The 15,421-nt window shown below is 43.6% G+C and carries 20 protein-coding genes; all 20 read right to left on the reverse strand.

Translation table 11 applies throughout. The features are described from left to right. Positions 1 to 3 precede the first annotated feature (3 nt). The 20 genes from fliQ to flgC all read right to left on the reverse strand — a co-directional run bounded on the left by fliQ (position 4) and on the right by flgC (position 15,418). A complete protein-coding gene (gene fliQ / locus NYE58_RS22785) occupies positions 4 to 273 on the reverse strand; it encodes a flagellar biosynthesis protein FliQ (protein WP_341003088.1) in 270 nt (89 codons plus the stop codon). A 21-nt stretch (positions 274 to 294) separates the two neighbouring features. Beyond that, complete coding sequence (fliP, locus tag NYE58_RS22790) at positions 295 to 1,056, reverse strand: flagellar type III secretion system pore protein FliP (RefSeq protein WP_076220247.1); 762 nt, start codon at positions 1,054 to 1,056, stop codon at positions 295 to 297. After that, positions 1,053 to 1,577 (reverse strand): flagellar biosynthetic protein FliO, encoded by a 525-nt coding sequence (locus NYE58_RS22795; RefSeq protein ID WP_076127813.1) that lies wholly within the window; start codon positions 1,575 to 1,577, stop codon positions 1,053 to 1,055. Before NYE58_RS22795 ends, fliP begins: the two co-directional genes overlap by 4 nt. Before the next feature lie 9 nt (positions 1,578 to 1,586). Then, positions 1,587 to 1,952: a response regulator gene (locus tag NYE58_RS22800; RefSeq protein WP_076127811.1), complete on the reverse strand. Its 366-nt coding sequence runs from the start codon at positions 1,950 to 1,952 to the stop codon at positions 1,587 to 1,589. 26 nt (positions 1,953 to 1,978) lie between these two features. Beyond that, complete coding sequence (gene fliY / locus NYE58_RS22805; protein ID WP_341004290.1) at positions 1,979 to 3,283, reverse strand: flagellar motor switch phosphatase FliY; 1,305 nt, start codon at positions 3,281 to 3,283, stop codon at positions 1,979 to 1,981. Beyond that, positions 3,273 to 4,271: a flagellar motor switch protein FliM gene (gene fliM / locus NYE58_RS22810; RefSeq protein ID WP_036688529.1), complete on the reverse strand. Its 999-nt coding sequence runs from the start codon at positions 4,269 to 4,271 to the stop codon at positions 3,273 to 3,275. Before fliM ends, fliY begins: the two co-directional genes overlap by 11 nt. 39 nt (positions 4,272 to 4,310) lie before the next feature. Further along, a complete protein-coding gene (locus NYE58_RS22815) occupies positions 4,311 to 4,778 on the reverse strand; it encodes a flagellar basal body-associated FliL family protein (protein WP_076100380.1) in 468 nt (155 codons plus the stop codon). Next, positions 4,775 to 4,999 (reverse strand): flagellar FlbD family protein, encoded by a 225-nt coding sequence (locus NYE58_RS22820; protein WP_036688535.1) that lies wholly within the window; start codon positions 4,997 to 4,999, stop codon positions 4,775 to 4,777. Before NYE58_RS22820 ends, NYE58_RS22815 begins: the two co-directional genes overlap by 4 nt. A gap of 89 nt (positions 5,000 to 5,088) precedes the next feature. Further along, a complete protein-coding gene (flgG, locus tag NYE58_RS22825; RefSeq protein ID WP_341003089.1) occupies positions 5,089 to 5,907 on the reverse strand; it encodes a flagellar basal body rod protein FlgG in 819 nt (272 codons plus the stop codon). A gap of 104 nt (positions 5,908 to 6,011) precedes the next feature. Next, on the reverse strand, positions 6,012 to 6,395 hold the full coding sequence (locus NYE58_RS22830; protein ID WP_076221004.1) for a TIGR02530 family flagellar biosynthesis protein: 384 nt from the start codon (positions 6,393 to 6,395) through the stop codon (positions 6,012 to 6,014). After that, complete coding sequence (locus tag NYE58_RS22835; RefSeq protein ID WP_076276202.1) at positions 6,392 to 6,889, reverse strand: flagellar hook capping FlgD N-terminal domain-containing protein; 498 nt, start codon at positions 6,887 to 6,889, stop codon at positions 6,392 to 6,394. Before NYE58_RS22835 ends, NYE58_RS22830 begins: the two co-directional genes overlap by 4 nt. 33 nt (positions 6,890 to 6,922) lie before the next feature. Next, positions 6,923 to 8,404 (reverse strand): flagellar hook-length control protein FliK, encoded by a 1,482-nt coding sequence (locus NYE58_RS22840; protein WP_341003091.1) that lies wholly within the window; start codon positions 8,402 to 8,404, stop codon positions 6,923 to 6,925. A 24-nt stretch (positions 8,405 to 8,428) separates the two neighbouring features. After that, positions 8,429 to 9,346, reverse strand: coding sequence for a MotE family protein (locus NYE58_RS22845; protein ID WP_076220696.1), 918 nt, complete (start codon positions 9,344 to 9,346; stop codon positions 8,429 to 8,431). A 39-nt stretch (positions 9,347 to 9,385) separates the two neighbouring features. After that, positions 9,386 to 9,829 carry a flagellar export protein FliJ gene (gene fliJ, locus NYE58_RS22850; protein ID WP_036688544.1) on the reverse strand — a complete coding sequence of 148 codons (444 nt, stop codon included), beginning with the start codon at positions 9,827 to 9,829 and terminating at the stop codon, positions 9,386 to 9,388. A 9-nt stretch (positions 9,830 to 9,838) separates the two neighbouring features. Next, the gene (gene fliI / locus NYE58_RS22855; protein ID WP_036688546.1) at positions 9,839 to 11,152 is read right to left on the reverse strand and encodes a flagellar protein export ATPase FliI; all 1,314 of its coding nucleotides are present in this window, start codon (positions 11,150 to 11,152) and stop codon (positions 9,839 to 9,841) included. Continuing rightward, positions 11,145 to 11,993: a FliH/SctL family protein gene (locus tag NYE58_RS22860; RefSeq protein WP_036688548.1), complete on the reverse strand. Its 849-nt coding sequence runs from the start codon at positions 11,991 to 11,993 to the stop codon at positions 11,145 to 11,147. Before NYE58_RS22860 ends, fliI begins: the two co-directional genes overlap by 8 nt. Continuing rightward, positions 11,986 to 13,002, reverse strand: coding sequence for a flagellar motor switch protein FliG (gene fliG / locus NYE58_RS22865; protein WP_036688550.1), 1,017 nt, complete (start codon positions 13,000 to 13,002; stop codon positions 11,986 to 11,988). Before fliG ends, NYE58_RS22860 begins: the two co-directional genes overlap by 8 nt. Positions 13,003 to 13,006: 4 nt before the next feature. Next, a complete protein-coding gene (gene fliF / locus NYE58_RS22870) occupies positions 13,007 to 14,593 on the reverse strand; it encodes a flagellar basal-body MS-ring/collar protein FliF (RefSeq protein WP_076127802.1) in 1,587 nt (528 codons plus the stop codon). A gap of 34 nt (positions 14,594 to 14,627) precedes the next feature. Continuing rightward, positions 14,628 to 14,939, reverse strand: a complete 312-nt coding sequence (fliE, locus tag NYE58_RS22875; protein WP_076276201.1) for a flagellar hook-basal body complex protein FliE — start codon at positions 14,937 to 14,939, stop codon at positions 14,628 to 14,630. Positions 14,940 to 14,971: 32 nt separating this feature from the next. Then, entirely contained in the window at positions 14,972 to 15,418 is a 447-nt protein-coding gene (gene flgC / locus NYE58_RS22880) for a flagellar basal body rod protein FlgC (protein WP_036688555.1), read from the reverse strand. Positions 15,419 to 15,421: the final 3 nt, after the last annotated feature.

The following is a 15,421-nucleotide window of genomic DNA, read 5'->3' on the forward strand; positions in this document are numbered from 1 at the left end:
TCTTTAACCAATATACATATAGAGATTACCCAAAATTTGGCTTGTAAAGTCAATCAGCTTCGTGACGATCCACGGACCAAATAGCAATAAAGCCAGTAGCACTGCGACGATTTTGGGAACAAACGCTAGCGTCTGTTCCTGAATCTGTGTCGTAGCCTGAAAAATACTGATCATTAGTCCTACCACCAGACCAAGAATCAGCATGGGTGCGCTGACTTCCAGCACTAAATATACGGCTTGGCTTGCTAGCCCGATTATAAACTCCGTACTCATCCCTCATGCCTCCTCTTTAGGTCAGGTGTTAAAACTAAGAAGTAATGATTTAATGACTAAGTACCAGCCGTCTACCAGTACAAAGAGCATTATTTTAAAAGGTAATGAAATCATAACCGGGGGAAGCATCATCATCCCCATGGCCATCAGCGTGCTCGCCACAACAATATCAATAATCAGGAATGGTATGAAAATTAAGAAGCCCATTGTAAAAGCTTTTTTCAATTCACCAATTGCGAAAGCTGGCACCATCACCGTCAGTGGAATATCACTGTATGTAGCCGGTTTAGTAGATCCGGTATAACCGGTGTATTTCATAAATAACAGAAGATCTTTGGTGTTCGTCTGTTTAAACATAAATTCTTTCATCGGATCAGCAGCTTTATCAAAAGCTTCGGTCTGGGTGATTGTCCCCTTCATATACGGCTGCAACGCGTTTTCATTCACAGTGGCCAGCGTTGGTGACATAATGAACAGGGTCAGAAACAGAGCAAGTCCTACCAGCACCTGGTTCGGAGGCATATTCTGAGTACCCAGCGATGTTCTCACAAAACCTAATACGATTACAATTCTAGTAAAGCTAGTCATAAGAACCAGAAACGCCGGAGCAATACTCAGAACCGTAACAAGAAGAAGAATTGATATGGAACTGGTACCACTGCTTGAACCTTCATTACCGACCTGAATATTAACATTAGGTATAGGATCAGCATGTATCGGCGTCATCATAACCACACTGATAATACCGAACAGCAGAATAGCAAGAATTAGCTTCTTTTTCATATATTCCTCGACTCATCCTTAGTAACATCATCCCGAAGCAGCTCTTCCATTTTCTCTTTACGCTCTGGTGCAGAACGAAGCTTGGATTGCAGAGTCTCGTAAAAAGATGATGTTTCACTAAGTTCAATTTCCTGAGATGGAACCTCCCCACGCAGCTTTACCTTAACCTTGGCAATAAGCGGTGCGAGGAAATTATTCTGGTTAGAGGACTGATCCTCAAATGCCGCAATGATCAATGCTACCTCATCCGGATCGGTGACTTTATCCAAAATGGATATATTCTCACCAATCCCGATTAAGTAAAGACTGCTTCCCAGTTCGATAACCTGCATCGACTTATTAGGTCCAAGCCCAATTGCACCAAGCGTTCTTATGGAACGGTTGCTCATAAAGGTCTGATTACGTCGTCCAAGAAAACGAATTAGTACCACTATAAGTACAATGATTATCGCCAGGACAATAATAACTTTAAACAAATTCAGCAGGGTGTTACTGCTTCCGAACGCTTCGGAATATAACATGACTTTATCCTACGCGCCCAACGTTTTGTTAATAGCTTCGATAACCCGGTCAGCTTGGAAAGGCTTCACAATAAAGTCTTTAGCTCCTGCTTGGATTGCATCGATAACCATAGCCTGCTGGCCCATGGCTGAACACATAATAACCTTTGCAGCCGGATCTACTTTTTTGATTTCTTTCAGGGCGGCGATTCCGTCCATCTCAGGCATAGTAATATCCATCGTGATGAGGTCCGGACGCAGTTCCTTGAATTTTTCTATCGCTTGAGAACCGTCCTGAGCTTCGCCCACTACTTCAAATCCGTTTTTCGACAAAATGTCACGGATCATCATTCTCATAAATGCTGCATCGTCCACGATTAGAATTCGGTTAGCCATTTTTACAAAATCCTCCCTAAGTATGCTTATTGTAATTTCTGAATTCGGTCCCACTGGCTGACGATATCCGTAACGCGTACGCCAAAGTTTTCGTCGATAACAACGACTTCACCTTTGGCAATAAGCTTGTTGTTAACCAAAATATCTACAGGCTCACCTGCGAGCTTGTCCAGCTCAATAATTGAGCCTTGTGACATTTCTAAAATATCTTTGATCTGCTTCTGGGTCCTTCCTAATTCTACGGTTACTCTAAGCGGTATGTCCATCAATAAATTTAAATTATTTTCATCAATATGACCAAAGGCCCCACCATTCAGATTTGCAAATTGCACAGGCTGTACATTTACATTGCGATTTGCCTCAGAATTAAGCGGTGGTGTCTGTCCATATGGCATCCCTTGCGGTGGCATACCGTATGGTGGCATCCCAGGCATTCCGTATGCTGGCATACCCGCTGGAGGATAATAATACCCGCCTTCTGGCATCCCTGGATACGGTGGCATACCCTGCGGTGGATATGGTGGTTGCGTTCCTCCTGCGGGCTGTGAGGGCGCCTGTTGCACCGGAGGTGCTGGAGGTGGTGTCTCAGCAGAATTAGTCACGGCAGGTGTTTCAGCCATTGTGACCGCTGCCTCCTCCTCTGCAGGACTAACATCACCAAGAAGCATGGATACCATATCTTTTGCGAACTGAACAGGCAAGAGCTGCATAATAGTAGAATCTATCAAATCACCAATTTTAAGCCGGAACGAAATACGAATTAAGGTCTCATCGTCTGGCAGACTGCCTACTCCTTCTCCGCTGGACATATTCAAAATGTCGATACCCGGAGGCGAGATATTAACAAAACGATTAAAAATCGTAGACATCGATGTAGCAGAAGAACCCATCATTTGATTCATAGCTTCTTGCACAGCGCTAATATGAATTTCGTTCAACTCTTCATCCTGAGGTTCGCCAGCACCGCCAAGCATCAAATCGGCAATGACCTGCGCATCCCTAATCTTAATAACTAGTGAGTTAATGCCTTGAAACCCATCCACATATTGAACGTGAACAGCTACATGCGGTTTAGGAAAAGCAATTTCAAACTCCCCGCGTGTAATGATCGAAACTTGAGGGGTTGTAATATCTACTTTTTTCCCTAGTAAAGTGGAAAGTGCTGTTGCTGCACTGCCAAACGTTATATTACCAATTTCGCCCAAAGCGTCCTGTTCAAACGGTGTTAAATAGTCATCTACCGTTTTCTCCGTAGGAGCTAATGAGCCCTCCGCAGATTGTCTCAGAAGGGCGTCGATTTCTTCTTGGGATAAATAATCTTTACTCGTCAAATTCTTCAACTCCTTCATTGACAATTTCGTCTATTTGCACGGCTACCCGATCTTTAACCATTCCGGGACTTCCGATGAACTTAAGCTTCTCCCCTACCTTAATCGACAGTCCAGAATCTACGTTTCTGTTGAGAGAAATCACATCACCGACACTAAGCCCTAAGAATTCAGATATGGATAAGCTCGATTCTCCAAGTTCAGCAACAATCGGCAGCTTCGCTTTATGAACTCTAGCTCTAATGGCTAGAAGCTCATCTTCATCCCGTGTCTTCTTCTCTGTCACAAACCATTGATGAACAGAAAGTCTGGACATGATAGGCTCTAGAACGACATGCGGTATACAAAGATTGATCATGCCCGTTGTATCTCCAATTTTGGTACTTAGAGAGATTAATGCAATGGTCTCATTGGGCGATACAATCTGCATGAACTGCGGGTTCGTCTCGAGAGCTTCCATCCGCGGATGAATATCCAGCACCGTTTTCCAAGCCTCCTGCAGACTCTCAAAACATCTACTAAAGATACGCTCCATAATTGTTGTTTCGATCTCAGTAAGAGCATTAATCTTAGAAGGTGCAGTTCCAAAGCCTCCAAGCAACCTGTCCAGCATAGCAAAAGCAATGTTAGGATGAACTTCCATTACCATGCGGCCCTCTAAAGGTTCTGCTTCAAAAATGTTCAATATCGTCATTTTCGGTATGGAGCGAATAAATTCATCATAAGGGAGCTGCTCTACTTGAACGACATTAATCTGAACGAAGGTGCGCAATTGGGCTGAAAAATACGTTGTAAGATAACGGGCGAAATTGTCATGTATCCGTGTAAGACTGCGGATATGATCTTTGGAAAAGCGGACAGCCCGTTTAAAGTCATAAGAGCGGATTTTCTTCTGAGTTTCTTCCTTTTTAAGTTCATCGGCGTCCATCTCACCTGAAGAAAGTGCAGCAAGTAGAGCATCAATTTCGTTTTGTGATAGTACATCAACCAATTCAATCACCCCCCCATCAAAGAATTATCAGGAATAAAGCTACACAGAAGCCAAAAGGAATTTGGTGATTTCGATCTGAGTAATTTGGCCCTCAGTCAATGTCTTATTGATCAGATTAATAAGCTTACTGCTAAGCTGATCTTTTCCATTCGCTCCATTAAGGTCCTCAGGTTTGGTATCTGCAAGCGTCTTGATAATTATTGGTTTGATTTTGATCTCTTTTATTTTTTCGAATTCTTCCTTTGATTTCGCAGAACTTAGTTGGAAGGCGAAATCTACTTGAAGGATAAAATCGGGATCAGCAAGATTTGTTTTGATATCAATGATCTCTGCCGTCAATTCGACGATTTCATCTGCAGTTAAATGTTTTGTTTCCACATTTTGAACAGCAGCACTTACCTCGTTCGTATCTTTCGGAAAGATCCTGTCCATTAGTAAAAATGCGGCGACCACGATCAGAGTAATCGCTAGTAATATCGTGATAAGCCACGGCATCATCTTTTTCATGTTAGCTCCTCCATTGACTGGATTTTAATGGTGGCAGCATATGTGCCTATGTCCCTGTTATAATCCCGGATCTTCGTAATAACCTCATCGGCTTTTTCGAGAACGATTAGTCTTTTTCCAGTTACGAGCGTAATATATGTATCCGGGCTTTCTTCTACCATTTCGACCAGTAGGGCATTGATCCACATCGGTGTTCCATTTAATCTCGTTACCGATATCATAACAGGCCTCCTAACAAAATAGGGGGAGGAGTAACTCCCCCACGACTCCGCATGAACCATTTAAGAAAATTTAGAAATTATTGATTAAATTAACGCTTCAGGTTTACTACTTCCTGCAGCACTTCATCAGAAGTTGTAATGATACGTGAGTTCGCCTGGAATCCACGCTGTGATACGATCATTTCTGTAAATTCACTGGTAAGATCTACATTGGACATTTCCAGCTGTCCAGAGATGATTGCTCCGGTTCCATCTTCTGTATTATTTGCTGTAGTCGGAACTAGTTCGCCTTCTGCATTCGCATTAAGTGTCATACGGTATATATTGCCTCCGATTTTCTCCAGACCAGATGGGTTAGTAACCTTAGCTACACCAATCTTCACTCCGGCTCCAGTTGTTCCATCTGCCAAGGTCTGTACAATCGTTCCATCATTAGAAATAGAAAACGCCGTTACATCGTCTCCTAATTGAATGAGCCCACCTTCGGAATCTAAAACATGGAGTCCGTCAGCGGTAACCAGATTACGCGCAGCGTCAATGTGGAAATCTCCAGCGCGGGTCAAAAATGCAGTCTCCTGATCCTCAGTAAGCTTAACTAGAAAAAATCCATCCCCATCGATACGTAAATCTGTCGGGTTATTAGTAGTTTGAGCACTACCAGCTAAGTGAAGAGTATCAACAGATGCAATACTAACTCCTAGCCCTATTTGTTTAGCATTCACCCCACCTTGACCATCCTCACCCGGTGCTGTAACACCAGAAACAGTTTGGCTCATAATATCTTTGAACATAACACGTCCGGATTTAAACCCGATAGTGTTTACGTTAGCAATATTATTACCGATTACATCAAGCTTAGTTTGAAAGCCTCTCATTCCTGAAACCCCTGAATACATTGATCTTAACATGTTTAATGTCCTCCCAGATTATAGAGTCCTAATAACTTTCCAAGTGAATTGGGACCGCGTCAGTCGGTCAGCGGCCGCCTCGGCTTTCCGTTAGGACCAGCCTATTATGAAATCACTATTGCACTATCGATTTGTGTAAATACATTATCTTTGATCGAGTTACCATCCATAGCAGTAACTACTGTGCGATTAGGAACGCTAACGATAAAAGCCAAATCCTTCATTAATATCAAGGATTCTTTACTTCCCTTAGCAGCTGCTTTATCCACAGCAGATGAAATTTGATCCAGCTGGCCGCTTCCAAGCTCTATCCCTCTTTGTTCTAGGCGCTTAGCAGCATGATTGCTGAATTTTAATAGTTTCTGTTGCAGTAGACTCTCAAAAGAAGCTTCCCCCGCCACAGACTGCTTAGGCAGCGAAGATCGTTGTAACGTTGAGGAATGCAGGGACGCAGGATACAGTTGGCCTATAGTAAGCCTGTCACTCATATGGTCGCCCCGCTTCCTCCGCTATTCTCCGGAGTATTACTATCTGTACCAGAACCGCCTTCTGGCGTTGCTGCGGCATTCTGAATTTGTGTAATATCGGTTAAAGCAATTCTGTCTTTCCCCACAACCGCATATTGAATACCATTGCTAACAACGATAGATTCAACATTACCTGTTTTAGGCAGCTTTGTGGCGGCGTCTGTCCATGTAATATCTTTACCGATCAACCCGGATACAGATCCAAGGGACTGATTCATAGCCGTAAGCTGAGTTGAGATATTCATCAATTGCTCCACGGATGTAAACTGGGCCATTTGCGCAATAAATTCTTTATCTTCCATCGGTTGCATCGGATCTTGATTTTGCAGCTGAGTAATCAAAATTTTCAAAAACTGATCCTTACCTAAAGTAGAATTACCCGTTGTGCGTGCACTAGAGTCGGGAGTTGTATAATTCCACTGATCTTTAGTAGAGACCGGAACTGTTGTCGCCATAACCACTCACCTCTCTTTCCTTTGTTATTAAAGTTAAGCCTTAGCAGAAAAAGATCCACCTTGGGACTGATCTTCTTGTCCCGCATTTGAAACCCAGTCCTTCCATTCACCATTCAGCTCTGCGGCTAGAACAGCATCACTGGCTTCCTCTCTGCTTTCTTTGGAGCGTCTACCCTGCTGTCCACTTCCGGAATTAGGTTGGCGTCCTTCCTGCCCCCATTGCGAATTAAGAGGGGTATTATTTTGCGTAACTTCCAGCTTCTCCACTTGAAGACCTTGAGATTGCAATGCAGCACGAAGCTGGTTCATTTGTTGTTCCAGCATGTCTTTAGCGCCGGTATGTTCAGTCATGAACTGGGCAACTAAATGACCATTTTGCATGGTGATCTTAACATCAACTTGTCCGAGATTTTCTGGAAAAAGGGATATAGTCGCTTCAGCGATACCACCTTTTTGCACAATCTCTAATTTACCCGTAATGAAACCTGTCATTTCCTGAGCAAATTGCTGAACCGGAACAGGTGCTGTTGGCACTTCAGCCTTCAGCGGTGCTGTAATTCCTCCGCGCAGAGATAACTGCCCCGCAGTAACAACCTCATGATCCCCTTCGTTAGCTGTAATTCCTAGCGGGGAATCTTGAGCAGATTCTGTTGTCTTCGTTTCCCCGGTTACGCCTGTCTTGATTAACGGTGTGTTCGCAGTCTCTGCTTCAGCTTCTTGCACAGTTCCTGATGTCACAGGCGAGCTTACAACCGTATCATTTTTCACTACAACAGCTTCTCCGGAACGACTGCTCACATTCTGAATTGTTTTATCCGTTGGGTTATTTTTGCTTTCAGTAATAACGGGCTGTTGTATGGAAGAATCAGAATTAACACTCACATTGCTGGTCTTTCCCTTCCCCTTATTAGTGTTAGAGGAGGACTCTTCTAAAAGCGCTGTGAAATTATTCAATAAACTGATTCCCTTAGTTGCTACTTCCTCATTGCCACTTACTGCAGCTTCTTGAATCATAGAAACTAAACTTTGCAAGTCATCTTGAACTGCAAATCTTAATGTATCAGCATTCTGTGCCAATGGTGACAAGCTTCCAGCCACTTCTGCTTCCGTTGTAGTAGTACCATTCTCTGGAGCATGGCTTCCAGATAGAAGTGCAGATACCTGAAGAATCCAAGCTTGCAAGGCTACCAACAGAGCTGGATCACTACTGATACTTTCATCCAGCTTCTCAACATCAGCAGCAAGTTTTTCAAGGAGCTCACCCTTCTGAGTGTCTTGCCCTGCTTGCTCTTCTCCAGTCGGCTGCACTTCCTTTAAAAGGCCTTGCAGCAAAAAAGCTAGATTTCCCAATAGGGGTTCAGCTGGAGTCGACGGGGTGTTGGCATTGCCTCCCATGGTTTGTACCAGGGCTTGAGCAAATGGTGCACCCGTCGTTGTTGTGCCCGTTGTAGTCGATGAACTCCCGTTTACTGCAGTTGCGTTTGCACTCACAAGCGATTGAACGACTAAACTCATTTATTTTTCACCTCCTTTCCCTATCTATTTAGCACCCATCAGACGATTAACAATTTTCGCAGTTTGCGCGCTATCATTTTTAGTCATTTCTCCCAAAATAGATGAACGAACACTATCACTTACGGTATTCATAATCGTCACGACCTTATCAGGGCTAATCTTGTACATTTCTCCTAGTAACGATGCTGCATTAGCAGGAGTCATTGAGCTGAAGGTCTGATTCAACTTTTCCTTATCCAAATTCTTACTGGTTGTTGCTGTTGCTGTTGTGCCGGCATCTTTCTTCAATCTAGATTGAAGGGCTGCGATCGCCATGTCACTCGAAGATGTGGTTTCTTTTAACTTAATTGTTACATCTGCAGCCTTTTGCGGATCCATTTTTTCCAAAATCGCAGTTTTACTCGCTTTATTCATGACACTGAAGATCTGTACCATTTCTTCTGTAGTTAAATTCTCCATGATCGGTGCAGCCTTCGAAGCTTTCATGCCCGCATACAGCTTAGCCAAATCAGAAACCTGTTTCTGATAAGGATCTTCAGTTTCTTCTGTGCTTGCTTCTGCGGTTTCAGCTTCCTTCTTCATTCCCTCAATCTGTGACTCTAGCGCCTGAACCTTGGTATCCTGGGCTGTTTTTTCTTCTGTAACCTTCTTCAGGTTTTCTTCCTGCTGGGCGAGCTGAGCTTTAAGCTCCTTAATCGTTGTCGCTGAGCTCACTTCCTGCTTTTTGCTTTCTTCCTTCGGTTTAGAAGGATCCGCAGGCGGATCAGGAACCCATTTTTCCAGGATAGGAATTTTATTCGCAACTTCAAGCACATTATTACGAATGTCCATATTAAAAAGCGTCAACAGTACTCCAAGCAGTACTAGCGTGAAGATAATCGGTATCATTAAGAATAAGAACCGCTCAAATTTCCCCGCTGACCCTTCATTTTCAAGTTCCATATCATTATCAATATTAGCCACTAGCGGAAACCTCCCGGGTTAGAGGGATTTCATCGCGAAGCGGACGGTTGCCATCTCATCCAGTTCGTTTTGTTCCCGTAAAATCATACTTTGCTGAAACAGTGTCTCAGCCTTGTCTTTTGCCTTCAACCATACTTTTTCATCTAAAACCTTAGTGCTTAACTGATCTTGTTTCTTCTGGACTTCTTGATGTGCACGGCTAATGTCCGTATGCTTACGGGCAATGCATTTATCCAGATATTCCACATACTCCTGCATTTCACGAATCTTAATCATAGGTGTCTTTTGCTCTGCGGCATTTTGTAAGGATAGCATGATAGCACTCCGCTGAAAGATGAGTTCATCCAGGCTTCTTTCCTGTGCCTGCAATTCTCCAAGCGCGCTTGAGAGCATCCATTCTGCCTGTGTCTTCTCATTGCCCTTCAAGTCAACGACTTTTTGAAAAGTATAATGAAACCTCATAATACCGAATCAACTCCTTGAGAACTGTGAAATTAAAGACTGTTGAACTTCAGCCAGCGTAACTTTTTCATTCACCTTTTGTTTGGTGAAATCCCATATACTGTCGATAAATTCCATCGACTCGTCAATTTGAGCATTAGAGCCTCTTTGATAAGCTCCAATATTAATCAAATCCTCTGAATCCTTATAAACGGCCATAAGGCGTTTCACATTCTCCGCTGCTGCAATCTGTTCTTCTGGAGCAATATCCTTCATTACTCGACTTATGCTGGAAAGAACATCTATTGCTGGAAAGTGTCCTTTGTTAGCAATATTTCGATTGAGTACAATATGTCCGTCAAGTATTCCTCTGACTGCATCTGCGATTGGCTCGTTCATGTCATCACCATCAACCAGTACCGTATAGAAGGCTGTTATAGAGCCTGTAGGACCTGTACCGGCGCGTTCCAGCAGTTTGGGTAAGCTGGCAAACACCGAAGGTGTATATCCCCGCATGGCTGGCGGTTCTCCAACTGCAAGTCCAACTTCACGTTGGGCCATGGCATAACGGGTGACCGAATCCATCATCAGCATTACATTAAGGCCACGATCGCGAAAATACTCGGCAATCGTTGTAGCGATAAGAGCACCTTTTATGCGAATCAATGCAGGTTGGTCAGAGGTAGCAACAATTACTACGGATCGCTGCAAGCCCTCTGGTCCTAAATCACGTTCGATGAAATCCAATACTTCTCTGCCACGCTCACCAATCAGAGCAATAACATTTACATCGGCCGATGTATTCCGGGCAATCATCCCCATCAAAGTACTCTTGCCGACCCCCGAGCCAGCAAAAATACCGACCCGCTGTCCCTTGCCAATCGTTAGCAAACCATCAATCGCTCTCACACCAATACTGATGGGTTCCTGCACCCGCGGTCTATTAAGTGGATTGGAAGGAATATTAAAGGTAGAGCTATGTGGCATTCGTGCTGGAATGAGAGAGCCATCAAGCGGCTGCCCCAGACCATCCAGTACTTTTCCTAACAATTCAGAACCTACTTGCACGCTAAGCGGCTTACCAGTGCCCACTACATCACAACCAGGTCCAATCGCCTGCAGTTCACCAAGTGGCATCAATAGTACCTTGTTATCACGGAAACCAACGACCTCAGCTTGCAGCGGTTTGTTTCCTTTAGAAGGGTAGATGTAGCATACATCACCTATACTTGCGTCAGGACCTTCCGATTCAACCATTAGACCGATTACCTGCGTCACTTTCCCATTGATCCTCACCGGATCGAGATTACGAAGTTGCTCCTTATAACGGTTGCTATTAAGCATCGTCTTCCCCATTTCTCTGCTCATCGGTGTCCAGCGCAATTCTTACCAGCTCTTTCTTGATCTCTGCGAGCTGAGTGTCGATTCGAGCATCAATGCTGCCAAAGGAAGAGCGGATAACACATCCTTGGTCTTTTACCGTTGAGTCGGGCAAGATTTGCAGTTCAGCCTGTGAATCAACAGCTAGTGATAATTCTTCCCGAGCAGCATTCACAAAAGCGAACTGCGCTGGGGATACACAAAGTGAGATCAAACCCTGTTCTCGCTTACGAGCCAGATTTTTGCGAATTAAGTCCATTGCGAATTGTGGTTCTACCGTTAACTGCTTGTCCACAATTTTCTCTGCAATATCACAGCTTAACTCTACTAAAAAAGGCTCCGCTTCCTGAATAATCACTTCTCTTGCTTTATACGCCTCAGTCAAAACAGCACGCGCTTCTTCCATCATCTCTGCGATCTTATGCTTCATCTCTTCCTCAGCCTGAGAAACACCTTCCTCATAACCTTGCTGATGAGCTTCAGCTTTGATAGCTTCGATCAGATGTTCATCCTGCTCACGCCGTTGTTTCCACCACTCTTCAGCCTCCGCTTTCGAGGACTCTACAATCTGTTCCGCTTCAAGAGATGCATTCCGAACCTGCTCTTCAGCAAAATCCTGAGCGTCCTTAAGCATTTGCTTACGCGTCTCTTCTGCCTCTTCACGTGCGGGATCATGATAGTCAGTCTCGCTTAAAGTCTCCTCGGGAACGGGCTCCTCAGTTAGGCCCGCATATTGCCGGGCCTGTTCCAGTCTCTTAAAGACATCAACCGGAACATACTGGGAGTGTTTGATCAGCTTAGACAATGATGTCATCTCCTCCGCCACGAGCGATGATAATTTCACCAGACTCTTCGAGTCTGCGGATCGTGCCTACAATACGAGTCTGTGCTTCTTCAACATCACGCAGCCGCACAGGACCCATGTATTCCATTTCTTCTCGGAACGTTTCTGCCATACGCTTGGACATATTTCTGAAAATAACATCCCGTACTTCTTCGCTGGCAACCTTGAGTGCAAGCTGTAAATCCGCATTATCGATATCACGAACAATGCGCTGTATTGAACGATTGTCCACATTAACAATATCTTCGAATACGAACATCCGTTTTTTGATCTCTTCGGCAAGCTCTGGATCTTGAATTTCAAGAGAATCCAGAATCGTACGTTCTGTCCCCCGGTCAACCCCATTCAAGATTTGTACAATTGATTCGATACCACCAGCATTTGTATAATCCTGGGTTACTGTAGCGGAAAGCTTCTGCTCCAGCACACGTTCAATTTGCGTAATTACCTCTGGAGAGGTACTGTCCATCACAGCAATTCTTCTCGCCACCTCTGCCTGCTTCTCTTGAGGAAGTGAGGAAAGGATTGCAGCAGCTTGTTCAAATTGCAGATAAGACAATACAAGTGCAATAGTCTGTACATTTTCATTCTGGATAAAGTTGAGAATCTGATTAGGATCAGCTTTTCGTGCAAAATCAAAAGGTCTTACTTGCAATGTTGCAGTCAGACGATTAATGACCTCCATTGCTTTTGTTGACCCAAGCGCTTTCTCCAGAATTTCTTTAGCGTAGTTAATACCGCCTTGTGATATATATTCCTGGGCGAGGCATATCTGATGGAATTCAGACATGATCGACTCTTTTTCACCGCTGTCCACTTTGCGAACATTAGCAATTTCAAGAGTCAGCTGTTCAATCTCCTCGTCTCTTAAATGTTTGAAAATTTGCGCCGATACCTCGGGCCCTAGTGTGATAAGCAGGATCGCAGCTTTTTGACGGCCACTAAGTCCCTGCTGGCTAGCCTTTGCCATTAGTTCACCTCTGTTCGTCTGCAAGCCATGTACGCAGCAGATTTACGAATTCGTCTGGCTTCTTCTTGGCCAAACTTTCCAATTGCTTACGAACTTGACTTTCATTCGTCACGCTCTCCAAGTTAATAGAAGGAAATTCAGTAGGAACCTGCAATGGAATGTCTTCATCTTCCTCTTCCACAGTCTGTTTACGACTCCGGTAGATTAGATATCCTCCACCTGCTCCAACCAGCAATGCTGCTGCTCCGATAGCCCATATCATCCAAGAAGCGAGACCACCTTTAACGGTGTTGGCATCGGTGCCACCAAATTGTTGCGAGTAGACCGAAACCTTTTTGGTCAAATCAGCGTCTGTATATGTAGTACCTGAATCTGCAAGAGAAGCGCGAACAATATTCACCAAAATATTTTGAATTGCAGCTGATGTTGCATCATCTAAACTTTTTTCTCCTGAAGGTGGTTCAACTGCAACATTTATGGTTAAGTCTTTAACAGTATACGGACTAGCAATAACATCTTTAGTAATTCGGTTAACTTCGAAGTTCCTCGTTTCCGAAGATTCCTCCGAGGTAGAAGTATCCGCACCCGCATTAGAAGGATAGCCCGTAACATCTTGAGAACCAGTGCCAGCCACTCCGCCAGTCGTGTTACCTTGACCCGAATACGAATTACTAATTATTTGTGAACTGATCTCAATCCCCTTCATGTTCTCTGTATCCACAGGGGTAACAAGATCTTCCTTCCGGTTTTCCTTGTCAAAGTTCAACTTTGAGAACACAAGAACATCCACTTTATCAGGACCGGTAAGAGTGCTAAGGAATTGTTTCACATTTTTCTTTACTTCTTCTTCGAATTTCTTCTGAAGAGCGAAGTTTTCTTCAACTTGGTTTGTGACACCAGCCTGTCCACCTTTAGCTGTTGGCATTAATTCAATTTCATTATTTGCAATGGTAATGTTGTCAATTGGTAAATTAGGCACAGCAGTTTTCACAAGATTGAAATACCCGTCAATATTGTCTTGGGTAGGTCTAAATCCTGGATCAAATGAAAGCACAACGGATGCAGACGCCTGCTCCTGATCAGCCTGTGAGGCAAAAACTGTCTCTTTAGGCAAATTAATCAGCACTTTTGCATCTTTAATCCCTTGCATACGTCTCATTAACTGTTCAACTTCACCGTTTAATGCATTATTGTACTTCACGTTAAACTCGCTATCTGTTGTACCTATCATTGACGAATTTTCGTCAAAGACTTTATATCCGATAGAGCCACCTTGAACAATCCCCTGAGAACCGATATCCACCTTGACCCGAGCTGCTTCTGTACTTGGTACAGAAATACTCTTTCCATCTTGACTTAATCGGTATGAAACACCTGCTGAATCTAAGGCTTTCATTACTCCAGCCGAATCCGTACTGTCCAAATCTTGAAATGCTACTTCATATTCTGTTTTTGAAAGCTGCATGGTCATAACTACGATTATTATTAGAATGATAAACAATGTTGAAAAGAATAAAATCTTCTGTTTACCACTAAATCTGTTCCAATACAAGAGAACCTTCTCCCGATATTGGGCAAATCTTTCATTCACAGTGTCACCCCATCCGAAACTAAGCTAGGATTTATTATATTTGAGTTCTCATAATTTCTTGATAGGCTTCAATCACTTTGTTCCGGACTTGTGTAGTCAACTGTAAACTCAGTAGAGCCTGTTGGGAAGAAATCATCACTTCGTCAATGTTCACTTCTCCCAATACAAATTTATTACTCATATCCTTAGCTTGTTGTTCCTGATCAGCCACTTTATTGAGCGCATCCTCAAGATAAGAGCCAAAGCTCTCCATCGAATTAGCAGGAGTGGATGAAACTTCGGAAGTTGTCGGTTTCATAGCAAGCTGCTGTACAGCCTGAACCCCATTAGATATATTCTGTATCAACTGTTTCCCCCCTTAAGTTAATCAACATTCATTTATCTACCAATTTCGAGTGCCTTGCTTACCATAGCCTTGGATGCATTAAGCATCGTAACATTGGCATCATAAGAACGAGATGCAGATAACATATCAACCATTTCTTTGGTAATGTCTACGTTTGGCATATAGACATATCCTTCAGCATCCGCATCAGGATGGCTCGGATTGTATACCGGCTTCAATGGTGAAGTATCTTCTATGATCGACTGCACCTTAACCCCTTCATTGCTATTATTCATTTTCGAATTTAGTATATTCGAGAATTTATTACTTTCGTTCGTTTCCAAAACAACCAACTTACGTCGGTAAGGAACAGCCTTGCCATCCACCACGGATGCTCTTGTAGTTTCAGCATTGGCTACGTTGGAAGAAATTACATCCATCCGCAACCGTTGAGCCGTTAATGCAGATGCGCTGATCCCAAAACTACTTCCAAAGTTCATACT

It is taken from the genome of Paenibacillus sp. FSL L8-0708 (genome assembly GCF_038009325.1).
Lineage (GTDB): Bacteria > Bacillota > Bacilli > Paenibacillales > Paenibacillaceae > Paenibacillus_AQ > Paenibacillus_AQ odorifer.